Annotated in this window: 21 protein-coding genes; 11 read left to right on the forward strand and 10 right to left on the reverse strand. The window is 33.4% G+C overall.

Annotation, left to right across the window (positions count from 1 at the left end; all coding sequences use genetic code 11):
- Positions 1-3: 3 nt before the first annotated feature.
- Entirely contained in the window at positions 4-534 is a 531-nt protein-coding gene (locus tag ABWU45_RS01400) for a head-tail connector protein (RefSeq protein ID WP_007302801.1), read from the reverse strand.
- Between the two features lie 102 nt (positions 535-636).
- A complete protein-coding gene (locus ABWU45_RS01405) occupies positions 637-930 on the reverse strand; it encodes a hypothetical protein (protein WP_063631247.1) in 294 nt (97 codons plus the stop codon).
- Positions 931-1571: 641 nt separating this feature from the next.
- Here ABWU45_RS01405 and dut point away from each other — a divergent pair.
- Positions 1572-2033, forward strand: coding sequence for a dUTP diphosphatase (dut, locus tag ABWU45_RS01410; RefSeq protein WP_353278705.1), 462 nt, complete (start codon positions 1572-1574; stop codon positions 2031-2033).
- 226 nt (positions 2034-2259) lie between these two features.
- Here dut and nusB read toward each other — a convergent pair whose 3' ends face one another.
- Genes nusB through yidC form a run of 3 tightly spaced genes read right to left on the reverse strand, consistent with a single transcriptional unit; the run spans position 2260 to position 4857 of the window.
- Positions 2260-2742, reverse strand: a complete 483-nt coding sequence (gene nusB, locus ABWU45_RS01415; protein WP_006014794.1) for a transcription antitermination factor NusB — start codon at positions 2740-2742, stop codon at positions 2260-2262.
- Positions 2742-3170 (reverse strand): 6,7-dimethyl-8-ribityllumazine synthase, encoded by a 429-nt coding sequence (locus ABWU45_RS01420; RefSeq protein WP_264682720.1) that lies wholly within the window; start codon positions 3168-3170, stop codon positions 2742-2744. Before ABWU45_RS01420 ends, nusB begins: the two co-directional genes overlap by 1 nt.
- Complete coding sequence (gene yidC / locus ABWU45_RS01425; protein ID WP_264682719.1) at positions 3148-4857, reverse strand: membrane protein insertase YidC; 1710 nt, start codon at positions 4855-4857, stop codon at positions 3148-3150. Before yidC ends, ABWU45_RS01420 begins: the two co-directional genes overlap by 23 nt.
- A 113-nt stretch (positions 4858-4970) precedes the next feature.
- Between yidC and ABWU45_RS01430 the strand changes: the two genes are divergently transcribed.
- A complete protein-coding gene (locus ABWU45_RS01430; RefSeq protein WP_353278706.1) occupies positions 4971-5495 on the forward strand; it encodes a TIGR02281 family clan AA aspartic protease in 525 nt (174 codons plus the stop codon).
- 5 nt (positions 5496-5500) lie between these two features.
- Here ABWU45_RS01430 and secF read toward each other — a convergent pair whose 3' ends face one another.
- Both secF and dnaA read right to left on the reverse strand, forming a co-directional pair.
- Positions 5501-6376 (reverse strand): protein translocase subunit SecF, encoded by an 876-nt coding sequence (gene secF / locus ABWU45_RS01435; RefSeq protein ID WP_010401100.1) that lies wholly within the window; start codon positions 6374-6376, stop codon positions 5501-5503.
- A gap of 157 nt (positions 6377-6533) precedes the next feature.
- A complete protein-coding gene (gene dnaA / locus ABWU45_RS01440; protein ID WP_012481713.1) occupies positions 6534-7916 on the reverse strand; it encodes a chromosomal replication initiator protein DnaA in 1383 nt (460 codons plus the stop codon).
- Between the two features lie 326 nt (positions 7917-8242).
- On the opposite strand from dnaA, the gene ABWU45_RS01445 reads away from it, so the two are divergent.
- Entirely contained in the window at positions 8243-8980 is a 738-nt protein-coding gene (locus ABWU45_RS01445; protein ID WP_264682718.1) for a glutamine synthetase, read from the forward strand.
- 3 nt (positions 8981-8983) lie between these two features.
- On the opposite strand, the gene ABWU45_RS01450 is transcribed toward ABWU45_RS01445, so the two are convergent.
- A complete protein-coding gene (locus ABWU45_RS01450; protein ID WP_353278708.1) occupies positions 8984-9550 on the reverse strand; it encodes a hypothetical protein in 567 nt (188 codons plus the stop codon).
- Positions 9551-9711: 161 nt separating this feature from the next.
- Between ABWU45_RS01450 and ABWU45_RS01455 the strand changes: the two genes are divergently transcribed.
- From ABWU45_RS01455 to ubiA, 8 genes are all read left to right on the forward strand, one after another.
- A complete protein-coding gene (locus ABWU45_RS01455; RefSeq protein ID WP_353279063.1) occupies positions 9712-11547 on the forward strand; it encodes an efflux RND transporter permease subunit in 1836 nt (611 codons plus the stop codon).
- Positions 11548-11865: 318 nt separating this feature from the next.
- Positions 11866-12006, forward strand: coding sequence for a hypothetical protein (locus ABWU45_RS01460; RefSeq protein WP_019078704.1), 141 nt, complete (start codon positions 11866-11868; stop codon positions 12004-12006).
- Positions 12007-12058: 52 nt separating this feature from the next.
- Complete coding sequence (ltrA, locus tag ABWU45_RS01465) at positions 12059-13303, forward strand: group II intron reverse transcriptase/maturase (protein WP_007302363.1); 1245 nt, start codon at positions 12059-12061, stop codon at positions 13301-13303.
- 53 nt (positions 13304-13356) lie between these two features.
- Positions 13357-14634 (forward strand): efflux RND transporter permease subunit, encoded by a 1278-nt coding sequence (locus ABWU45_RS01470; RefSeq protein ID WP_353278710.1) that lies wholly within the window; start codon positions 13357-13359, stop codon positions 14632-14634.
- Positions 14635-14721: 87 nt separating this feature from the next.
- Positions 14722-16275 (forward strand): transcription termination factor NusA, encoded by a 1554-nt coding sequence (gene nusA, locus ABWU45_RS01475; RefSeq protein ID WP_353278711.1) that lies wholly within the window; start codon positions 14722-14724, stop codon positions 16273-16275.
- Between the two features lie 7 nt (positions 16276-16282).
- The gene (gene infB / locus ABWU45_RS01480; protein ID WP_353278713.1) at positions 16283-18604 is read left to right on the forward strand and encodes a translation initiation factor IF-2; all 2322 of its coding nucleotides are present in this window, start codon (positions 16283-16285) and stop codon (positions 18602-18604) included.
- 9 nt (positions 18605-18613) lie between these two features.
- Positions 18614-18964 (forward strand): ribosome-binding factor A, encoded by a 351-nt coding sequence (locus ABWU45_RS01485; RefSeq protein ID WP_006015187.1) that lies wholly within the window; start codon positions 18614-18616, stop codon positions 18962-18964.
- A gap of 3 nt (positions 18965-18967) precedes the next feature.
- Positions 18968-19855 (forward strand): 4-hydroxybenzoate octaprenyltransferase, encoded by an 888-nt coding sequence (ubiA, locus tag ABWU45_RS01490; protein WP_353278714.1) that lies wholly within the window; start codon positions 18968-18970, stop codon positions 19853-19855.
- A gap of 500 nt (positions 19856-20355) precedes the next feature.
- On the opposite strand, the gene ABWU45_RS01495 is transcribed toward ubiA, so the two are convergent.
- The gene (locus ABWU45_RS01495) at positions 20356-21849 is read right to left on the reverse strand and encodes an ankyrin repeat domain-containing protein (protein WP_353278715.1); all 1494 of its coding nucleotides are present in this window, start codon (positions 21847-21849) and stop codon (positions 20356-20358) included.
- A gap of 476 nt (positions 21850-22325) precedes the next feature.
- Entirely contained in the window at positions 22326-23360 is a 1035-nt protein-coding gene (locus ABWU45_RS01500; protein WP_353278716.1) for an ankyrin repeat domain-containing protein, read from the reverse strand.
- Positions 23361-23445: the final 85 nt, after the last annotated feature.

Here is a 23445-nt window from a genome sequence, read left to right on the forward strand (position 1 = left end):
GAACTACAAAACAACCTTTGGTTCGCGAAATGGAGAATACACCTTCTTCACTTCAGATAAATGGCTACTTACTTCTGATTCACGATTTTTATAGAGAGCAGAAACATGCTGTATAATACCTAGCTTTATTTGCTCAGGAACACTATCATAACCAGCTTCGTATACAACATCAGCCCTTATTATGTTCAAATAATTGAAAAATTCAATATAGCTTCCTATATCACTAAAATAATAACTAAGTTTTCTATTCTTATCAGTAGCCAATATTATTTTATTCACAGGACCATAGCTTAAATAGATTCTACGAGGTATATAACCTTCATATGAAACTTGCCACGTTTGCTTTACTAGAGACTTTTCCATATGCCACTGAGCATAATCAGTTGCCATAAAAATAAAACTTGAAATCAACTTATCATCTTGATCATTTTCAATTCGTAAAAAAGATTTAACCTCTCCTAAAGTTACTGGAAAAGATTTAGGCTTAGACTTACGTTGTATATTTATAATTGGATACTTTAGTCTTGTTGACATAACAACCCTCCTTTTCTATATATAGCTAAAATAAGTAAGACTTATCCATAAAAAATCTTACTTATTTTAGTTATCACTTAATATTAAATTGCAGCAGCAACTCTATCGTACAAGTATATTGAGAAGAGAACGTATTAACGCTGTTTCTCCTTTTTTATTGATCAAGTTTACTAAGCCAGATTTTAGTAGATTGACATTCTGAGAATGAATGTTATTGAAAGTGGAGTTTATTTCTTTAGCAAGTAGACTGCGAAATTTCTGCACACTTTCATATGCGATATTTTCAAGTTCATGTGCAAACTTATCTTGAGCTACAGCTGATATGTCTTCAACTTTCTCATTGAACTCTTCTAGCTTTCTTTCCTTACCTTTAAAATTTTTCGTAAAAGTTTTCATATTAATTGGCCTCAACTATTCTTATAATTATAATGACAATAAAAAGACTACCGAAGTAAAAAATTCGTACTATGAAACTGCAAACAAAATCAGCACACCAAATCGGTTCGCTTTATAGCGTAAATCCTATCATCCTGATACTCTTTACTGTCATTCAAGTACCCCTTTTTTGTCATCCCAGTACTGGGATCCAAGTTGCTCACAAGCAAACTAGCATAGAAAGTGGTACAACGTTTTCGATGAGATTGCAGAAAGGCTGGATTCCAGCATCAAGTGCTGGAATGACATCTCTATAAGACTCCTAACTAATCCAAAATATTATTACTAATTGCAAAAAAGGCAAAAGAACCCACACGTAGTGAGTTTTAATAATTTAAGTTGGCGCTGTAATAATGTGCTAACAAGCGCGATTTGGCTGAATGTAGAAAAAATAAAAAAGACATGCAGCCACTATAATTTCGCCAATAAGTACCTTAAGTTTTTTACTGAGTTTTTGTCTGCAGGTCAAAAACAAGTTTTGAGTCATAAACACCCTTAATGTCATGATAAGGAAAGCTCGCAACATTTGTCAAGTAGTTTTCTTATCTTTTACAGGCATAATTTACATGCTACAATCAAATTTTCATAACTGGTGAACAAAAATGCAAAGAGATAAAATTAAAGTAGAAATAAAAAAGTTATCACATGGCGAAAGCCTGCCTCTTCCCTGTTATGCAACTATGCAGAGTGCTGGCATGGATCTTTATGCTGCATTGGACGACTCTGTTATTTTAAATCCACTTGAAAGGTTGCTTATTCCAACTGGCATTGTAATTGCAATACCAAACGGTTTTGAAGGGCAAGTTCGCCCACGTTCTGGACTTGCTGCAAAACATGGAATCACTGTCTTAAATTCTCCGGGCACTATAGACTCCGATTATCGAGGTGAAGTTAAAGTTTGCCTAATCAATCTAAGTAATCAGCCATATGAAATAAAAAGAGGAGATAGAATTGCACAAATCCTTATTTCTCCTGTATCTCAGGTAATTTGGGATGACAGAGAAGAATTCTGCACAGAAGAAACCGGTCGCAATGAAGGGGGCTTTGGCTCAAGTGGCAGGTAACTTACGAAAAAGCTTGACTATGGTGTCATCCCAGTCTGGGATCCAGGAATTTTACTAAGTTGGTAAGCATAAAAGCAGCCATTTTATGTTAAAATACAACGTTTTGATGATTATGAAAAAGCTGGATTCCAGACTGGAATGACACCGCCTGCCACGCAAATTGCAATGTTCATACAGCTATGTGTCAGCTACTCGGATGACACCCTGTGTTTGCTGGCTATAATTGCTAAGGATTTTTATTTAGTCTGACTGCATCCTTTACCTTATCTAACAACCCATTAATAAAGCCAATTTTGTTTGGAGCATCAAGTAAATCAGATGCAATGTTAGTATATTCATTAATAACAATTGGTGCTGGTGTATCAAAATCAATTAACTCACATACTGCAATACGCAAAATAGATAAGCTTATAAGATTTAATCGTGAAAGTGACCAGCTTGGGTGTAAATAAGACTCTATTATTTTATCATATTCTTCACTGCTTTTTATAACCTTACATAACAAGTTTTCTAAGAACTGATGTTCAAATTCTTCACATTCAAATATATCTTTCAACGTACTTATGTAGTCCTTAAGCTCACAATTTTCCAATTTAAAAGTGCTTTTGTTGTAACTTACAAAAATATTTGAATAAGCAATTTGTACAGCAAGAAATCTTGCCGTACTTCTTTTTATGCGCCACTTTTTATCTACTGGTTTTTCCTCCATTATTTTAATTTATTGTGTAGATCTATCATATGCAAAACAGTTGAGGCTGCATGGCCACCAACGTTCTTTTTATTTTTGTCAGCTCTAATTAGTGCTTTATCTTTGCTGTCAGCGGTAATTACGCCCATACCAAGGGGTATTGCATAATGCATAATAACTTCATTTAAGCCTTCGATTACTCCTTTACAAACGTATTTATAATGATCAGTTTCACCACGAATTACACATCCAAGAGCTAAATAACCATCATAATTAGTATTCTTGCCTTTGACCGCAAAGAGAATTGTAGCTGGTATCTCAAATGCACCGGGAACCTCAATTACATCGTAACTTGCGCTGCTGCCTTTTAATTTATCGGTTGCACCTTCAAGCAAAAGGTTTGCTATTTCAGTATAATAAACTGAATTAACTATTAGTATTTTCGACATTCATTCCTACTTTTCTTGTTAAAAGCAACTTTATTAATGATTGTTGAACCAGAGTTATAATATTACTAAATATCCAATATATTACCAGGCCGGCAGGAAAAGAAGAAAAAATAAAGACAGAAATGTAAGGTAAAAACTTCATAACATTTACTTGAATATCATCTTTACTGGTTTGATCTTTCTCACTTAGCTTCTGCTGAATTATCATGGTAGCGCCGAAAATTATAGGTAAAATGCCTATAGAAATAGGAAAGTTATAATTAAACAACCCAAATAATGTAAAAATGTTTGTTGGATCAGAAGCTGAAAGATCCTTAATCCATAAATAAAAAGGGGCGTGTCTCATCTCTATAGTAACAAATAATACTTTATACAGAGCAAAAAATACTGGTATTTGTATGAGCATAGGGAAAATGCTCGACATTGGATTTACATTGTTTCTCTTGAACAACGCAATTGTCTCTTTGTGCTGCTTTAAGCTGTCATTTTTGTACAACTCTTTTATACGAGTTAATTCAGGCTGCAGGCTTTTCACCTTGAACATCGAAATATATGATCTATTAGATAAGGGAAGCATCAAAAGTTTGATTACTAAAGTTAGCAATAATATTGCTAAGCCAAAATTTTTCAAAACAAAGTTAAAATATTCAAGCAGTAAAAACACTGGCTTGGTTATAAAATACAGTACACCAAAATCTACAGCCTTATCAAATAAAGGTATATTAAGAGTGTCTTTATAAGAATCAAGTAAATTCAACTTCTTTGCCCCAGCAAAAAAGTAGTTCAGAGTAGAAACACTTGCACCAGGGAGTATGTGTTTGTAAGGTTTAACAAAATCTACTTGAAACTTATCAATGTTATTAACATTCGTATGCTTAATACTTACATTTATTTGATCAGATTTTTCAGGTATGATAGCTGTAAACCAATATTTATCAGCAAAACCAAACCAACTTTTTTCACTTGTGCTGGCCTTTATTAAACGTTTCTTGGAAATATCCTTATATGTCCACTCCTCTAGTTTATTGTTAAATGCACCTAGTACTCCTTCATGTGATATCCAATAGGATTCGTTAATATTATCACGTTTACGATTGATTTTACCATAGGGAACCAAAACTACATTATCTTTTGTATTGTTTTCAATAATTTGCTCAACTTTAAACATGTAGTTATCGTCAAGGCTAATTTTCATTCTAAATAAAATGCCATTTTCATTATCCCAAAATAAATTGACCTCTTTTTGATTGAGTTTATCTGCTTGCCATACTGTTTTAGAATCTGGAACTTTAATCTTTTCATTCGGATCGAGCCACCCAAATTCTGCGAAATATACATCTTTTGATTCTGCAGGTGACAGTAACACCACTTGTGGAGAAGAAGAACTCGGTTCTAAGTGGTAGTTAGTTAAGATTAAGTCATCAAACCTTGCACCTTTCAGAGAAATTGATCCTTCAAGCATGTTATTGGTTAAATTAACTCTCTGTTCTCTAGTAGAATTAATAATTTCAGAACGATTTTGGTATATCATAGGAGCAAGGTCGTTAGAAGATTCGATATGTTCAATATTTTCAATCGATGATTGGCTTTGGCTCGTGTTAAGAAAATTATCATAAATAATATGCCATAATACTATAATCAATATAGAAAGAATTGTTGCTAAAATTAAATTTTTTGCTTCTGACATGAAATTAAATCGAACATACCTCCTTAAAGTATATATTAAATATTGTACTAAAACAATAAAATTTACTTATTTTTAATAATAGCTTTTAACGCTAATCTTAAAAATTTACTCTTATGGCTTCAAATTTTAATAATATGAATGCAGCAAAAAATCTAGTTATTTGGCTACTGATAATAGTCATTACTGCAATGTTTATTGATTCACAAGGGGATAAACTAAGCAATAGGTTTCTGAGCACTTTTCTACCGTACAAAGGAAGGGTTCAAAATGGCGGAAGTATCGAATTTACAAAGTCATACGATGGACACTTTTATATTCAAGCTCAAGTCAATGATCGTAATATAACGTTTTTGCTTGATACCGGAGCAACTGATATTGTTCTATCGCAAAAAGATGCGTTACATGCTGGTATTAACTTACAAAACATTCAAGACTTTAAAATATATGAAACTGCAAAAGGTCAAATAAAAGCTGGAGTGGTTCAAATACCTCAAGTTAAAATAGGAAATTTTTTAATTAATGATGTGCACGCTAGTGTTAATACTCACTTTATGTCCCATTCATTACTTGGTATGAGCTTTTTGAGATATTTTCATTTCACTATTAGGGATAACAAGCTAATATTATATCGTAGTTAAACGTTCTATACTCTACTTATCAACGCTCTGCAGGTCAATATAGGAGCAGAGATAAATATTGCGGAACAGGTGCCGATTGCAATGCCAAAAGAAATGATTAAGCAGAAGTCTCTGACCACACCTGTACAAATCAGCACTAAAGGAAGAGCGGCAAGAAGAGTAGTACCTGAAGTTAACATAGTGCGAAATAGCGTCGAATTAATGCTGGCATCAACTACTTCACCTATTTTTGCATTTTTTCCACTTTTTTGATACTCTCGAATCCGATCATATATAACCACTGAGTTATTGATTGAGTAGCCAATTACGGTAAGGAGAGCTGCAACTGATGAAATATTAAACTCAATACTCGTTAAACTGATAAAGCCAAGAGTTAAAATCACATCATGGATCAGTGCCATTATTCCACCAAGTCCACACTGCCAGTTAAATCTAAGCCAAACATAAAAAAATATTCCAATAATTGCAATTAACATGGCTGATATCCCTTCAAATATCTGCGTTGAGCCTATTTGTGGACCAACATAATCTATTTTGCGATAAGTTACTAAATTACCTAATTTGCTCTCTAATATACTTTTAACCTTTTTAATTTTATCTTCATCTCCCTCATCTTTAAACCGCACAACTAAGTTATCACCAGCTTTTGAACTCTGTATCGTAAATCCACTCTCTTTTAATATACCGAGAATAGCATCATCCTTGCTTGAAGATTTTATCTCTATCAAAATTCCACCTGTAAAGTCTATACCCAAATTCATTCCTCGCAGCATAAAAGTAAGCATTGAAAAAATGATAAGAATAACGCTAACAAGTGCTGTCAAATTTCTATATTTACTAAATTTTATATCAAGATTATCTGGAATAAGTCTAATTGCCATATTTCCTACTTAAATTGTGATTTTATATACTTTTTAAGCAATCGACTAGCTATTTTCTCTTAGCTTATACTAATAATGATCTTTGATTTACTTAATCTACTTGAAAAAGATATTTGATCAAAAAAATGAAAACAGCCTGGTTGTCATTAATAAAGTGCTACTTAAACATCTTTTTTAATCGATTGATTTCATCAGCAAATTTTGGGTCAGTTCTTATGAAATTTTCCACTTGTTTGACTGCGTGTATAACAGTAGCATGATCTCTACCACCAAAATTTCTTCCAATATCTGGTAAACTTTTTTGCGTAAACTTCTTTGCGAAATACATAGCTATTTGTCTCGGCCTCGCAAGACTGCGGAGCCTTCTATTAGATTGCATATCTGCAATCTTTATATTGAAAAATTCAGCTATTTTTTTCTGTATTTCTTCTATTGTGATTGACCTATGATTTGACCTAAGAAGATCAATTAGGGTCTCACTAGCTGATTCTACTGTCATGCTTCTTCCAATTAAAGAGGTATGAGCAACCTTATTTAATGCTCCTTCTAGTTCTCTTATATTGGATTTTATATTCCTTGCCAAAAATTCTAGGACATCCTTTGGAACATACATATTCATTCGTTCCACTTTCGCCTGCAATATACCAAGTCTTAATTCAAAAGTTGTTTCATTAATATCTGCAACTAATCCCCAACCAAGTCGTGATTTTATTCTTTCTTCTACTCCATCAAGATCACTAGGAGACCTATCAGCTGATATAACCAATTGTTTATTTTGGTCTATCAATGCATTGAAAGTGTGAAAAAATTCTTCTTGTGTACTATCTTTACCACTGATAAATTGCACATCATCTACCATCAATACATCTACTGATCTAAATTGCTCTTTAAATAACATAATATCTTTGCTCCGCAGCGCCGTAATATATTGATACATAAATTTCTCTGCTGATAAATATACCACTTTTCTTTTTGCTGACGGAGAATTGACTATGTCCCAAGCTATAGCGTGCATTAAATGTGTTTTACCAAGTCCCACTCCACCATATAGAAATAAAGGGTTGCTTCCTGATATTGGATCTATAGATTCCGCTACACGCTTTGCCGCTGTAAATGCTAACTCATTTGACTTTCCTACCACAAAATTATCAAAAGTGAATCTGGTATCTAGTGGTGAACCAAGATTATGATTATTTTCCTCTCTATTTTTTAGTATCGTATTAGAATTTGAATTTCTTTCTTCAATTAATTGAATATCAATAGAACATACACTTTGATCTTCGCTTTGCCATAATGATAATATTTTTTCCATGTAGTGAACTGTAATCCACTCCTTTATAAATCTTGTTGGTACAGACAACAAAACTTCTCCATTTCTGTTGCTGATAAATCTTAGTGAACTCAGCCAGCTGTTATATGTTGCTTCTCCATAGAGATTATGGAGATAATTTTGGATTTTTTCCCAAGTCACATTGTGGTCCGTTACTGTAATAATCTGATCAAAAAACATAGTAGAAACCTTAGGGTTAGTTAAGTTCATATACCACACCAAGAAAGAACAATAATCAGAAAGATGCAAGATAATCAATAGCTTAATGTAAGATAAAAAGCTAACACTACTTAATACATACTTAAAATTATGAGGATTTTTTGACGAGTTGTAAAGAGTATAAAAGCACTAAAATTGATCATTTTTTTGAAATAAAAACAATCAATTTGTAAATGTCGCTTGTACCGAGGATTAGAAGTATGTTATTAAAAAATAGTAATATATTATGTATAAATAAGATATTAAATTTACTGATAAATAAGTAAAGTACTTGTATAAATATAGCTGATTTAGTATCAATTTATTGAAGTAAATTTGTGATTATGTTAAGTAATTTGAGTCATAATACTGTATTCGGTATTGAACTGGAGTTTTACACTGAGGGAATAAAAAAAGAATATTTATTTCTGAATAGCATCAAAAATAAAATAGCTTCTCTTGGATTTTTTTGTGAGAAAGAGAGTTCTTTAAACCAATACGAGATAAAAAGTGATTGTTATACGAGTCCTGATAATTTAATTATGCATTTTGAGTTAGTAAAAAAATTACTGATTGGAACAGCACAAGAGTTCGATGGTAATGTTTCTTTTAAAGCAAAACCTTATTTGGATAGAGCAGGCAGCGCACTAAATGTACATGTTAGCCTCATGGATTCAAATAATCATAACTTATTTTATGGCAACAAGCAAAAATATAGTGACCACCTGATTCACAGCATAGGTGGATTATGTGCAATGATGAAAAAACATATGTTGTTTTTTGCTCCAAATGATGATTCATATTTAAGATTTCAGTACCCAGATATTCATACTCCAACTACGATTAGTTGGGGAGTGAATAACAGAACTGCTGCGATAAGAATTCCCTATTTTGGCAACGATTCCAAAAGATGCCGCCTAGAGCACCGTGTTCCTGGAGCAGATTGCAACCTTGAAAAGGTGCTTGCAGCAATAGTTGAAGGCATGGCTTTCGGTATAGAGAATAAAATCATTCCACCAAGTAGAGTCTACGGCATTGCATCTGATTCTCAATACAAGATGGAGAGTTTGATATAAACTCTAACCACGTTGTTTAACAATATCTTCCATAGTTAGCCGCTCTGGTACTATCATTGGATAATTATTTACAGAAGTTCTCAGAGCATTAACCTCTTTGATTTCTCGGTAATATCCATCCATATGCATAGGAGGGGATAGCATTAAATCCATATAATTCGTTGCGCATTTAGTCTGACTTGTATCATCAGCCCCAGCAAGTGAGTTACCGTCAAGGTCCATATGTTCAGGTAGTCCACTTTTCATTTCTTCTTCTGCTCTTTTATTTTTTAATTCTTCTTCTAACTCAGTTTCAGTTCTTTCTGGTTCTTTTACGGTATCTTTTTCTTCACCTTCATCAACACTGCTATACCCTTCATCTTCTGACATATCATCAGTTTTAACAGACTTAGGTCTTGCTTTATTAAGCAATGAAAGTAATGCGTAAGTAACTGCAGCAGCAGTAACTATAATGGCTATCTTTGCAGCAATGTGAATCACTGTTAAAAATACTAAAGTTGATGAAACACCAACCCACCCAGATACGATCACTTTATTCTTGCCTTCTGTCACACTTAAAACTGCTACCATAATAATCCCTCAAATACCATACTAAAGTCATATTATATAGAAATTTTCTTACGCTTGCAAAACTGTAAAAATTTTAATCATTTACATAAAGACATATAAGGATTAATTAATATATAATTTATCTTAGCTATAATATGATATAAATACGTATAATGTTTGGCATGAAAAGCTTACTTGTAGAGAGGAATAGAACAGTAATATTATTGCTTATCGTGATTTTTACCTTCGGCTCATACACTTATATAAAGATGCCAAGAGAAAGCAATCCTGATATACAGATTCCTATAATTAGTGTATTTGTCGGGTTTCCTGGTATTTCTGTCGAGGATAGTGAAAAGCTATTAGTGCTTCCTATAGAAAATGAACTAAGATCCATCGAAGGTGTAAAAGAATTGAGAGCTTTTGCAACTAATGATGGTGCTCACATGATAATCGAATTTAGAACAGAGTATAATAATAAAGAAGTGCTCGATAATGTCCGTTCAAAGCTTTTAAACATAAAATCAAAATTACCTATTGAAGCAGAATCTCCGATAATCAATGAAATAGACTTGAGCTTATTTCCGATACTAAACGTTGGCTTGATTGGTAATTTGCCGGAAAGAGCTCTAACTGAAATAGCACGCAAACTAAAGAAAGAAATAGAATCTCTGCCAAATGTTCTTAAAGTTGAAGTAGCAAGTATGCGTAAAGAAACAGTGGAAGTTATAATTGAGCCCACAGTTCTAACAAAATATAACATTCAATCAAATGAGATATTTCAAGCTATATCAAACAACAACAGATTGGTAGGAGCCGGATCACTAGAAAATGATACCGGTAAATATTCGATTAAAATATCAGGGTTATTAAAAGATATAGAAGATATTATGAATATTCCTATTAGATCTCAAAGTGATGCAGTTTTGAGAATCAAAGATATAGCAAAAGTATACCTTGGGTTTGAGGATCATCAAGGATCTGCTCGTATTAATGGACTACCTAGCATTGTACTAGAAATTTCAAAACGTAATGGAAAAAACATAATAGATACGGTAAATCAAGTAAAATACTTAATGGACAAAGCAAAAGATCAATTACCTGAAAATTTAAAAGTAGTTTATTTGAATGACCAGTCAAAAAATGTACGTGATGTGCTTGACGACTTGGAAAATGGTATAATATTTGCCGTATTACTAATACTAACCATAATAATGCTCTTCATGGGAACAAGGGCTGCTATTCTTGTTGCACTATCAATACCTGGCTCCTTTCTCATAGGAATAATGGCTCTTTACCTAATGGGTATTACTCTAAATATAGTTGTCCTCTTCAGTTTAATTATGGCAGTTGGCATGCTTGTTGATGATGCAATTGTAATCAGCGAATATGCTGATAGAAAGATGATTTGTGGCATGGATAAAGTAGAAGCCTTTTGCACCTCAGTTCATGATATGTTCTATCCAGTTTTATCATCAACATTAACTAAATTAGCAGTGTTTTTCCCTCTGTTACTCTGGCCCGATACGGTCGGTAAATTTATGCAGTACATACCAATTACAATAATTTTAACTTTGACTGGATCGCTAATTATGGCTTTGGTTTTTATACCAACACTTGGTACAATATTTGGTAAACCTTCCATAACTTCAAAAAAAGAAATAATAAGAATGAGTGCTATAGAAAGTGGTGAGATAAAAAATACTGGGCTTATAATAAGAACTTATGTACGTATGTTAGAGAAAGTCTTAGATCACCCCAAAAAATTTGTATGTGTTGTTGTATTTGTTTTATTTTTGTCTAGTATATTATATTTTACTTTTGGTCCTGGATTAAAGTTCTTTCCGAATGTAGATTCAGATAACATTTTAATCAGCGTTAAAGTAAAAGAAAGCTTATCAGCCAAAGAACGAGATTTGATACTTAAGAAAGTAGAAGAACGTATTTTGGGTGTTAAAAAAGAAATTTATGTTTTTTATGCTCGATCAGGAAAATTTGCAGACAACGGTGCGCCGTAGAAACACGGAAAGTGTTGAAGCTGTGCAGTAGATGAGGGAGGGCCCCTCGGAGCCGGTTTGCAAGAGCAGGCTTCAAACAGCCATAAGCTGCTTTGGTAAAGAGCTAAGGTAGTGAGCGTTATGGAAAAGGCACAATTATGTGTCATGTATGAAATAGAGAGACGAACGCAAGTGAACCACTGATGAAGTGTCGAAAGCGTAGAGACGACGTCAAAACCAGGGGGTAGTCGTTAACCTGGGATGAATCTACTGGGAGCTTGTTTACTGGGTAGGTGGCGTCCGGCATAAAAGTGGCGTGAATCTATTTTAGGCTATTGCATGGAACTACGGGAACCTGTCGTTTCGATGAAAAGGGAGAAGTCCAAAGAGCTGATCTCTGAGGATGAGAGTACCGATGCGAAAAACAGGGGCGGATTAGCTCGTAGTAGCGAAGAAGTTTCTGTAATGGAAATGGAGTGAAGGGGCTAAGTTATTTAGTTTTAATTATTTATCAACCGAAAGGGAGGAGTTAATGAATAAAACAAAGTCTTTTGATATACCGAAGCAACTTATTTGGAGAGCTTATAAACAAGTATCGAAAAATAAAGGTGCAGCAGGTGTAGATGAGGTCTCGATAACAAAGTTTGAAGAAAATCTAAAGGATAATCTATACAAATTATGGAATCGGATGTCATCCGGAAGTTATTTTCCAGAGCCGGTAAAAGCTGTTGCGATACCAAAAGATACAGGAGGGCAAAGAATTTTATGTGTGCCTTCAGTATTCGACAGAATAGCGCAAACAGCAGCTACAATGTATCTTGAGCCGTTAGTAGAACCGAAATTTCACGAAGATTCATATGGTTATAGACCAAATAAGTCTGCGCTGGATGCGGTATACACAGCACGGAAGAGATGTTGGAAAAATGATTGGACGGTAGATCTTGATATATCTGGATTTTTCGACAATCTGGACCACGATTTAGCACTGCAGGCTATCAAGAAACACACAGACTGCAAATGGGTCATACTGTATGTTGAGAGGTGGATGAAAGCCCCCATTCAGCAAGCAGATGGCAGTAGGGTAACAAGGGATAAAGGAGTTCCGCAAGGAGGTTCAATAAGCCCAATCATTTCAAGCATATTTATGCACCATGCGTTTGATATGTGGATGAAACAAAATTATCCAACAGTACCATTTGAAAGATATGTAGATGATGCGATAGTGCACTGCAGAACTAAAAGACAGGCAGGATTTATGAAAGTAATGATTGAAGAAAGATTGGCTAAGTGTAAATTGAAGTTACATCCTGAAAAGACACAGATTGTGTACAGTAAGGATGATGATAGAAAAGAACAATTTCCTAAACAAAGCTTTGATTTTCTAGGTTATACTTTTAGACCTAGAGTAGCAAAGAATAAGATGAGGAATTATTTCATCTCATTTCTACCTGCAATTAGTAACAAAGCCAAGAAGAAGATCAAGAAAACCATAAAGTCATGGAGAATACATCGGATTACATGGACCACACTAGAGGAAATATCGAAGAAAATAGATCCAATAGTCAGAGGCTGGTTTCAGTACTATGGCAGGTTTTATAAATCAGAGATGTATCCATCTCTCAGAAATATAGAGAGATACCTCATAAGATGGGTCAGGACAAAATATAAGAAACTTCGTGATCACGGAAGACTAGCAAAGCAATTTCTAGGAAAAGTGAGAAAGAGGTCTCCAAGTATTTTCTATCATTGGACACTTGGGTTAGGATCAAAAGGCTAAATAATGGGAGCTGTATAAGTCGAGAGGTTTCCGTGCAGTTCTGCGAGAGACTGGTGGGGAAGCTCCGCCGGTCTACTCTCCTTATTGCCAAAATTCAATTGGAACTTGTAGATTGGCGCTGCAGGCGCAAAGCTAAGCAAATACTAAATGATATAAGGAGTAGTGTACAAAACATAAAAGGAGTAATAATTGATGTACAGGAACAAAAGTCAGGACCATCAGCTGACAAGCCAATACAAATTAACTTAAGCGGAAGTGCATCCAACTTGAATTCAGTAGCAGAGAAAATCCTAAAAATTATGGACCAACCTTCATCTGGATTTATAAATATTCAAGATAGTAGATCAGCACCTGAAATAGAGTGGAATATGAGTATTGATAAGAGTAAGGCTACAAGCTCTGGAGTAAGTGTTGCAACCATCGGTGATTTTATAAAGATGGTTACAAATGGAGTATTAATTGGAAAATATAGACCAAATAACGCAGATGAAGAAATTGATATTGTACTACGCTTTCCCAGAAAGAATCGCAACATGAAAACTATAGATAACCTTTTTATTAATACAGCAAATGGACCATATTCTATGAGTAGCATAGTGAAATACGTTCCCGAAAAAAAGGCAAATAAACTAAGTAGGATTGATGGATCACGCACAGTAACAATCTCTGCTGACGTTGATACTGGCTATCTTGTTGATGAAAGAGTTAAGTTCATTCAAAATTCGATTACTCAAGACTGTAGTAAAGGAGTAAAGATTGATTTCAAAGGTGATAAGGAAGATCAACAAAAATCAGGAGCATTTTTATTAAAGGCTTTTATATTAGCAATTACATTGATGATATTGGTGCTAGTGGCACAGTTTAACAACATATACTATACATTTATCGTAATGACAGCAGTGTTTTTATCAACAACATGTGTATTTTTCATTTTCTTTCTTATTCAGAAAGTTTTTGTAGTTGTCATGTGTGGAGTGGGGATAATTGCTTTAGCAGGAATTATAGTGAATAATAATATACTATTGCTTGATGCCTTTCATCAGCAAATTAAGGTGCGCAAAAATAACATTAAGCAATGTATAATAAACGCTTCAATTTCTCGCATCAGGCCAATACTACTTACCGTTGCAACTACAGTTCTTGGTTTAATACCTATGATTACTAGGTTAAATATCAGTTTTTTTACGCTACAAATCACATATGATGCTCCATCAAGCCAGTGGTGGGTTGATATTTCAGCAACCATAGCAAGTGGAATATTGGCTGCAACGGTCTTAACTTTACTCTTTACTCCGGCGTTGCTTGTCATACAAAGACATGAAAAAACTTGACTTAAATTAGCAATCATTTAACATTTAAGATAGCGTTCTTTACCTGTTGAAGCTATAATTATAACTAATTAAATTGGATTTATTTATATGATTGCTAATCGTAAAAGCAGTGTTAAGCAGAAAAGCAACAAGAATAACATAGTTGGGAGCCTTGATGTAATAAAAACAGCGGGAGAGCTCTCACTTCAAAAAGGTTTGGATTTTAATATTATAATAAATGCACTTAAAAGTGCTATCGAAGCAGTAGCTCAACAAAAGTATGGTAGCAAAAGTAAAATTGTAGTTAATATAGATAGAAACACAGGCAAAGTTACCTCATATAGACAACTAAAAGTCATTAATGATGAATCAAATGAAAATGAGTGTGACTTAATTAAGTTGACACAAGCTAAGTTAATAAAAGAAGATGCAAAAGTTGGAGATACTATTAGTGAGTTGATTTCTCTTAACACTGATCTTGTTTCAGCAAGAATTGCCCAGCAAAAGATTTCTGAAATAATCAAAAATGAAGAGTTAAAAAAGCAATATGAGGAATTTAAAGATAAGGTAGGAGAAATGAGGTATGGCATCGTTAAACAAGTAGAATATTCAGATCTTATTATAGACATAAACGGAATTGGAGCATACCTCCCTTTACGAAACTTAATTGGTGGTGAGTCATTTCGTGAAGGCGATAAGGTTAAAGCTTACATACAGGCTGTTAAGCGCTCTGACGATGGACGTCAAATCATTCTTTCTAGGACTCATGAAGGCTTTTTAGAGGCATTGTTGAATCAAGAAGTACCAGAAGTTGCTGACGGATTGATAACAATTAAAGGTATAGCTAGAGACGCTGGTTCAAGATCTAAAGTTGCTGTTTTTTCATCTGATAAGAATATCGATCCAGTAGGTGCTTGCATTGGAGTTAAAGGAGATAGAATAAAAACTATTATACACGAATTAAACGGTGAAAAAATCGACGTCATACATTACTCATCAGATTTGGGTCAATTTGTTATTAAAGCCATTACTCCTGCAGAAGTATCAAAGGTCATTATTGACGAAAATGAAAATTGTATAGAGTTAATAGTTGCTGAAGATCAATTGAGTTTAGCTATAGGAAAAAAGGGTCAGAATGTAAGATTAGCTTCAGAGCTTGTTGGATGGAAAATTGAGATATTAAGCACTCAGCAAGAATCAGAAAGAAGAAACAAAGAATTTAGTCAATGTTCAGTTTTATTTGCTGAAGCTTTAAACTTAGAAGAGATTATGGGCCAATTATTGGTAACAGAAGGTTTTTCAAGTGTAGAAGATATATCTAACACTTCAATTAAGGAACTTGCTTCAATAGAGGGCTTCAATGAAGATATTGCAAATGAACTTCATAATAGAGCAAATAATTACCTGAAAGCAGAGAATGATAGAAAAATAGAAGAGCTAAAAAATTTAGGTATGGAAGACGATGTAATCAACTTAGCCTTATCAATAGATAATAAAATTGCTCTTAGTAAACATAATATTAAAACTTTAGAGGACATAGCAGATTTATCAAATTATGAGTTTTGTAGCATACTCTCTTCCTCAACTAATAATAAAGACAATCTAAAAGATACAGCAGATTTAATAATCATAGAAGCACGTAAAAAGCTTGGATTAATATAAAAACAATATGAATAATGAAGATATCAGTAATAAAAAATTAACCCTACAAGGCTTAAGCAAGCTTAAATTAGACATTAATTTAAACTCTTTAGATAGTCAAAGTACTGGTACTACAATAGTAAAAAAAAGAAGAAAAATTCATTCTGCAGAAGAATATAGTTTATTTGACGAGAGTAAATTAGGCTCTTTAACTGAAAAAGAACAAATTTCCCGCATTAATGCTGTACAGAATGCTACTTTGCTGAAAGAAAGGAATCAGAGAGAACAAGAAGAGAAAATAAAAAAAGAAGAAAGCAATCAAGAAGCTGAAGATAAAAATGAATCACACTCTGTACCTAAAGAAATAAATAAGGAAGTTTTAAGTAATACTAACTCAGTTGAACAAAAAGAAGATAGTATTGAATATGAGAACAATGATAAAAAGTCTTTTAAAGCTAGCAAAGATATATACTCTAAGCATTCTAAGCTAGTAATTACACAGGCAATAGATGAAAGAAATGAACACCTCCCTGTATTTAAGCAAAAATTTGGTATAAGAAGTAAACAATCAAAGTTTACTAAGGGTAAAAATATAGCAAGAGAAGTTATTATACCAGACAAAATAACTATCAGGGAGTTATCTATTCGTATGGCAGAAGATAGCAAGAGTGTGCTAAAAATGCTCAAAGAAGAAGTTAGGGAGAGCTATAGAGTAGATGATCTAGTAGATCCAGATATAGCATGCGAAATAGCAAAAAAATTTAATCATACGGCTAAACGAGTAAGTGATGCTGATAAAGAAAAGAATTTACTCTTCATAAGCAACAGAGAAAACTTACCTAAAAGACCAAAACCACCTATCGTTACTTTTATGGGACATGTGGATCATGGTAAAACATCATTGCTTGATGCATTTCGTGAATCCAATGTTGCAGAAAAAGAGTCAGGTGGCATCACTCAACATATAGGTGCTTATCAATTAACGACAAAAAATAAGCAAAAAATTACTTTCATTGATACACCAGGGCATGAGGCGTTTACTGCAATGCGTGCACGTGGTGCCAATATTACTAATATAGTTGTGATAGTAGTTGCAGCTGATGATGGAATCATGAAACAAACAGTTGAAGCAATAAACCATGCAAAAGCAGCAAATGTCTCTATTATAGTTGCCATTAATAAAATTGATAAATCACAACCTGGCGATGTAGAAAGAATAATTAATAGTTTGCCTCAGTATGACCTCATCCCCGAAGAACTTGGTGGTGATGTTATAATTGTGCCAGTATCAGCAAAAAAGAAAATCAACTTAGATAAACTAGAAGAGGCAATTTTATTAATTGCTGAATTAATGACGCTAGAAGGCATAGAGGATTGTCGAGCACTTGGATGGGTAATAGAGTCCAAAATAGATAAAGCTAAAGGAATATCAGCTACATTAATAGTTGAAGAAGGAACATTAAAGATTGGTGACATATTGATAGTTGGTACAACATACAGCAAAGTACGCAGTATGGTTAATCACCTTGGTCAAAGAGAAAAAGCGTCACTACCTTCTACTCCAGTTGAAGTTACTGGTTTAAATGGTGTACCAAATGCTGGAGATAAATTTGTTGTTGTAAACTCTGAAAGGCAGGCTCATGAAATTGTTGAATACAGGTTAGAATTAATCAAGAAAAAGCAAGAAGATTTAGACGACAGTAATTTAGATATATTCAGTCGTAATGATAGTGAAACAGAAGAACTATCTGTAGTTTTAAAGTGCGATGTCACTGGTTCTATTGAAGCAATATCAAGCTCAATTGATAAGCTTGGTAAAGAGCAAGTGAAATTAAATATTCTACACAAAGCAGTAGGAGGAGTAACAGATTCAGATGTGCTGCTTGCAGAAGCATCAAGCGCAGTAATTTTAGCTTTTAATGTAAAAGTGGATTCAAAAATAAGAGAATTAGCAAAACAAAAAGGTATAGAAATACATACTTACAATATAATATATGAGCTTATTGAAGACATGAGGATGTATCTAACTAAAATGTTAAAGCCTGTTACACGAGAGGTTCGTGTTGGTTCTGCATCTGTAAGGCAAATATTTAATGCATCCAAAGCCGGTAATATAATCGGATGTTATGTCACTGATGGAGTTATAAAAAAAGATTCTTTAATTAAGGTAGTACGTGGCAGCAAATTGGTGCATGAAGGAAAGTTAAAAGCACTACGTAGATTTAAAGATGATGTTAAAGAAGTGGGTGTAAATTTTGAATGCGGAATATCGCTAGAGGGTAATATCGATATTAAAGTTGGAGACATTTTGGAAGCTTATCAATTAGTGCAAGAAGAAAGGACGTTATAGTAGTTGAATATGAAAAAGGAAATTAGAAACCTAAAAGTAGCATCGGTATTACACAGGGCAATATCAAAAGTCTTAATGGAAGGTAATGTTCTTAATGAAAAAGTAGTAGTATCTGATGTAAAGCTAAGCAAAGATTTGAAGAAAGCAGATGTATATATTGTGTTATCTTCATTAAACATCCAAAATGATAATGATGATATCAGCACTGTTGTTAATGAAATGAACCAATCTGCATGGTCAATACGTAAATCTATATTGTGTTATGTTGATTTGCGATTTATACCTGAGTTAGTTTTTAAGCCTGATTTAGCATTCGATAATTTTGTCAATGTAAGCAAAATATTACATAATCACACTTAATTAATGTATTTCAACCATTATTTCTCATTAATGAGAATACACAGTTTAACAGGTTTATGGCTTGTGCTATTTTCTAGCTCAAGCGGCATTCTTTTAGCCTCAACTTCTCTATCGTATCAGGCTCTTTTTCTCCTTGTTTTGTTTACTATAGGTGCATTTTTAATGAGACCCGCAGGGTGCATAATCAATGATATCTTCGATAGAGAAATAGATGCGCACGTTGAACGAACAAAATATAGGCCACTTGCAAGTGGTGCATTAAACATAAAGCAGGCTTTGGCTTTACTTTCACTGTTACTGTCTATTGCCCTGGTAATCTTATTATTAACCAATAAAACTACTCTTATACTTGGAATAATTTCAATGTGCATGATAGTTATCTACCCCTTGCTAAAGCGTTACGTTTGGTGGCCACAATTGTTTTTAGGGTTTACTTTCAACATGGGATCACTCATGGGTTCAGCAGCAATAACAAACCAGATTAGCATAGAATCCTTGCTATTTTATATAGGATGCGTCTTTTGGACGCTTAGTTATGATACTATATACGCTCATCAAGATAAAAAAGATGATGAGAAATTAGGAATGAAATCTACTGCATTATATTTTGGCAATACAACAAAATCTTGGTTGAAAAGATTTTATTTAATATCCTTAATGGCATGGTTGTGCGCTGGTATACTATCATCATTAAATAACATCTTTTATATTGCTTTACTTGCCATAGGATTCATATTTCACCACCAACACAAAAATTTCAATCCAGACGATTCTAATCAATGCATGTCCATATTTAAAAATAATTCCCAGATAGGACTCCTGCTCTTTTTCGGTATCCTTTTAGATAGAATTGTAAATTCTACTTTTGTATCCGTTCAGATGCATGGCTAATGTGTAAATATCGAAGCAAAAATGGTGTCATTCCAGTGTCAAGTACTGGGATGACAGAGAAAGCATCATATTGGGATGACACCATTTATTTCTATGGCTGTCTTTTCTACCTTATTTTGTCACCCTGCTGAACGGATTCTACTTTTTAGAACATATCTTGAAAGGAAATCAGGAAGATAATATGATAGGATCAGTAAAAAATATATCCAGGTGATGTAAGCGACAAAGAATGGAAATTTCTTGAGCCAAGAGTTGCACAAGGTGTGGCCAAGAAAGCACAAAATAAGAACAATTATTAATGTTATACAATACATAATGAAAGGTATTTGCCAGTAGAGCAAAAGATTTTCCTCTATGGAAGACAGTGTATGATTATTTTTTTAGGTTGCGTAATAGTCACACATTGCTTGAATGCATACAAAATAAAGGCTGGTGTGCCCATTGATGTTATAAGATCAAATTACCGACCTTTTACTAGATGAAATCAAAAAGCTAAGGAATTAAGCCTTACCTTGATTTATTAAACCTCTATCCTGAATTAAATGACCTTGAACAGAAGTATTACTTAAATAACTTTGAGGCTCTAAGTTTATTTGCTGTTCTTCAACTTCTAATGTACTATCTCTATTGTGTAATATCTGTTGCATTGATTGATTTACTATTAAATCTAGTTCCTTATTAAATATAACCATAAATTTGTTAAACTTCTTTGGACTTAACTTACCTGCTTCTCTATCGTGGCATGCTTGCTCTACATATGAGTTTAAAAATCCTGAAATCTCATTAAACTTACCACCCGTGATTTTTGCAGTAACCTCTTTCTGCATTTCTACACAATCAATATTTAACCGATGTATTGATATCCCACTTTTTAATGCAGCTTGCTCTACTACTTTCTCAAATTCCTCTATAATATTTAATGCATAGCCCTGTGCTTCTAATGGTGATATAGACTGAACTACTGTGGAAATATACTTCTGACCTGTGATTTTCCTTATAAATACATCTAATAAAAGAAGTATACCGTTGTTATCAATACCTTGAACTGTAATAGCTTTAGAAGGTTCCATACTTATAGCTGCCTTAAAAGGAGAAGAAACAAACTGAAAAATACCTTTAATAGTATCTACCGTAGTGTAAGCAAAAATATTGATAAATGAAGATGGCTTACTTGTTCCGCTTGTAACTCCTATTTTATCAGGACCTATCTTATCATTTTGCAACGAATTTTCATCTTCTTGTGCAATACTGAGGCGATTATGGACACGTGTTGATAGGGAGCTGCTTTCTTCTTGCAAGTTAAGATGTTGGGTGATTTCTTCATTTCTTCTTATTCTTTCTTCTAGAAGGTTTCGTATTTCTAAGCTGTTTTCTTCATTAAGCGTATTTGCTACGGCTAAAGCTCCTCTAGCATCAACATAATCACTTTTATCAAGAATGAGCTTAACTACACCCAAATTGCCACGAGCAGCTGCAGTATGCAAAGGTGTCCAACCATTCTCATCTTTAGCGTTAACATTAGCACGCTTATTTATAAAAAGACCAGCTACTTGTAAATTATCATGAAGAGCAGCCCAGTGCAGAGGAGTAGCGCCATCATTGTTCTTAGCATTAACATTGGCTCCTTTCTCTATAAGCTTTTCTGCTGTACCTAAGCAACCATTAAAAAAAGCAGCATAGTGCAGAGGGACATTGTCATATTTATTCTTCTCATTAACATTAGCCCCTTTCTCTATAATCTTTTCTACTATACTGACATTCTGATTAAGAGCAGCCCAGTGCAGAGGAGTAGCGCCATGATTATTCTTAGCATTAATATCAGCTCCTCTCTCTATAAGCTTTTCTACTACCTGTAATTTATCTGCAAGAACAGCTAAATGTAGAGGAGTATTGCCTCTATTGTCCCTGGCATTAACATCATCCCCTTTATTGATAAGATCCGCAACTTGATTAGCATCTCCACTACGTACAGCAGCAAATAATTCATTAATCATTTAACCCTCGATAAAAACCACTCAATTTTAAAGTAAGAAAAAAATCTTTTTCTGAATAAAACAGCTACCTCATAATATAAAGAAAAATATTTTCACTATCATATTTATTATACATAAAAAATTAATAGCTCAATATACTTTTCATAAAATACTCCATCTCTAAAACTTGTCAATCCCTATTTAGAAGTTTTTTTGATAATCTTTAATGAAAGTTCTTAACGAATTAATACTGACTTAATAGTATATATTACTAAAAATTTAAATAAAACAACCATTCCCAACAACTAAAACCGGCTAGTGAGAGAAGAGTTCGTTTTGGGATGGATTGGTCTGTTGCTGGAACTCAAGAACTGCTGCAAAAGGAAAGCCCCAGTTTTCATAGTAATTATGATATTAAAAAATCACGTTTAAAAACACTTTATACAAGTGAGAAACACCTCTTTTTGTTTTTGCAGCAGGTCTCCATGTATCCCTCTTTAATTAAGAGACTGACTAGCTCCTTGAGTTTGTTCAGTGCTTGAACACTCAAGATGACTATTTATACCTTTGTTTTTAATCATTTCTGCAAATACCCTTACTTTAAGCTTAGGCACATGCCTTTCTTTCACATCTTCAAAATCTAAACAATTAATCAAAGTTACTCCCGTTTCTTGTTGAATATAACTATAATCATTATTATGATACATAAGAGAGTTTTTTATGCCAGCAAATGACATTTTTTGAAAATCTTCTTTATAATTTTCTGATAAAACATCAATCAATGGTCTATGGTTATGAAGGAAAATTTCTTTTTTTACTTTATTAACCTCATTAGCCTTATTAATTAAAATATGAGCATATTCTGGATATAGCTTTTTTAAATTCTCTTCATTATCAAATTCATTACGTACGTTTTCATTTTGCTCCCATATGCCAGCCATTTTATTAACGTCATTTTCCCTCAAAAAGTCATATAGTGACTTATTTCTTTCTTTAATCTTTTTAACTTCTTCTTCACAATTTTTAAGATGCTGTAAATAATTGTTATACCTCTCGGTTGAAGTGGTTATAAATTCATTTTTCTTTTGTAAATTTTCCTCACTTACATATAAGCCAGCAACTTCTAGTCTTGCTATGTGATTTAGTATAACCTCACAAATATCTGTAAAGCCCATTTTAGTAGCCCAATGCAAAGGAGTTTTTTTATTCTTATCTTTTGCATTAATATCTGCTCCTAAGTCTATTAGAACTTTTATTATATCTGTAACGTTTCCATAGAAAGACATAATAGAAGTAAACAAAGGAGTCCATCCACATCTGTCTACTGAATTCACATCAGCTCCAGCTTCTATTAGAACTTTTACTTCCTGTGTAGATAATCTTTGAGCAGAATGATGCAAAGGAGTTCGTTCATCCTTATCTTTTGCATTAATATCTGCTCCAGCTTTTATCAATCTCACAAATTCCTTCATATTTAGTGTTCTAACAGCATCCAAAAGTTCTGTTGATTTCGTTTCTTCTAGTTGTGGCATAAATTATCTCTAAAATGATTAATATTTAGTATAAATATATTAATAATAAATGTCAATAAGTTTGCTTGACTTTTCTTTACTATTC

Source organism: Wolbachia endosymbiont (group B) of Longitarsus flavicornis, from assembly GCF_964028135.1.
GTDB lineage: Bacteria > Pseudomonadota > Alphaproteobacteria > Rickettsiales > Anaplasmataceae > Wolbachia.

What these genes read in the sequence shown, in the direction of transcription:
- ABWU45_RS01400 (WP_007302801.1), bottom strand. Translation starts at nt 534, where the DNA reads ATGTCAACAAGACTAAAGTATCCAATTATAAATATACAACGTAAGTCT.
- ABWU45_RS01405 (WP_063631247.1), bottom strand. Translation starts at nt 930, where the DNA reads ATGAAAACTTTTACGAAAAATTTTAAAGGTAAGGAAAGAAAGCTAGAA.
- dut (WP_353278705.1), top strand. Translation starts at nt 1,572, where the DNA reads ATGCAAAGAGATAAAATTAAAGTAGAAATAAAAAAGTTATCACATGGC.
- nusB (WP_006014794.1), bottom strand. Translation starts at nt 2,742, where the DNA reads ATGGAGGAAAAACCAGTAGATAAAAAGTGGCGCATAAAAAGAAGTACG.
- ABWU45_RS01420 (WP_264682720.1), bottom strand. Translation starts at nt 3,170, where the DNA reads ATGTCGAAAATACTAATAGTTAATTCAGTTTATTATACTGAAATAGCA.
- yidC (WP_264682719.1), bottom strand. Translation starts at nt 4,857, where the DNA reads ATGTCAGAAGCAAAAAATTTAATTTTAGCAACAATTCTTTCTATATTG.
- ABWU45_RS01430 (WP_353278706.1), top strand. Translation starts at nt 4,971, where the DNA reads ATGGCTTCAAATTTTAATAATATGAATGCAGCAAAAAATCTAGTTATT.
- secF (WP_010401100.1), bottom strand. Translation starts at nt 6,376, where the DNA reads ATGGCAATTAGACTTATTCCAGATAATCTTGATATAAAATTTAGTAAA.
- dnaA (WP_012481713.1), bottom strand. Translation starts at nt 7,916, where the DNA reads ATGAACTTAACTAACCCTAAGGTTTCTACTATGTTTTTTGATCAGATT.
- ABWU45_RS01450 (WP_353278708.1), bottom strand. Translation starts at nt 9,550, where the DNA reads ATGGTAGCAGTTTTAAGTGTGACAGAAGGCAAGAATAAAGTGATCGTA.
- ABWU45_RS01455 (WP_353279063.1), top strand. Translation starts at nt 9,712, where the DNA reads ATGAAAAGCTTACTTGTAGAGAGGAATAGAACAGTAATATTATTGCTT.
- ABWU45_RS01460 (WP_019078704.1), top strand. Translation starts at nt 11,866, where the DNA reads ATGGAACTACGGGAACCTGTCGTTTCGATGAAAAGGGAGAAGTCCAAA.
- ltrA (WP_007302363.1), top strand. Translation starts at nt 12,059, where the DNA reads ATGAATAAAACAAAGTCTTTTGATATACCGAAGCAACTTATTTGGAGA.
- nusA (WP_353278711.1), top strand. Translation starts at nt 14,722, where the DNA reads ATGATTGCTAATCGTAAAAGCAGTGTTAAGCAGAAAAGCAACAAGAAT.
- infB (WP_353278713.1), top strand. Translation starts at nt 16,283, where the DNA reads ATGAATAATGAAGATATCAGTAATAAAAAATTAACCCTACAAGGCTTA.
- ABWU45_RS01485 (WP_006015187.1), top strand. Translation starts at nt 18,614, where the DNA reads ATGAAAAAGGAAATTAGAAACCTAAAAGTAGCATCGGTATTACACAGG.
- ubiA (WP_353278714.1), top strand. Translation starts at nt 18,968, where the DNA reads ATGTATTTCAACCATTATTTCTCATTAATGAGAATACACAGTTTAACA.
- ABWU45_RS01495 (WP_353278715.1), bottom strand. Translation starts at nt 21,849, where the DNA reads ATGATTAATGAATTATTTGCTGCTGTACGTAGTGGAGATGCTAATCAA.
- ABWU45_RS01500 (WP_353278716.1), bottom strand. Translation starts at nt 23,360, where the DNA reads ATGCCACAACTAGAAGAAACGAAATCAACAGAACTTTTGGATGCTGTT.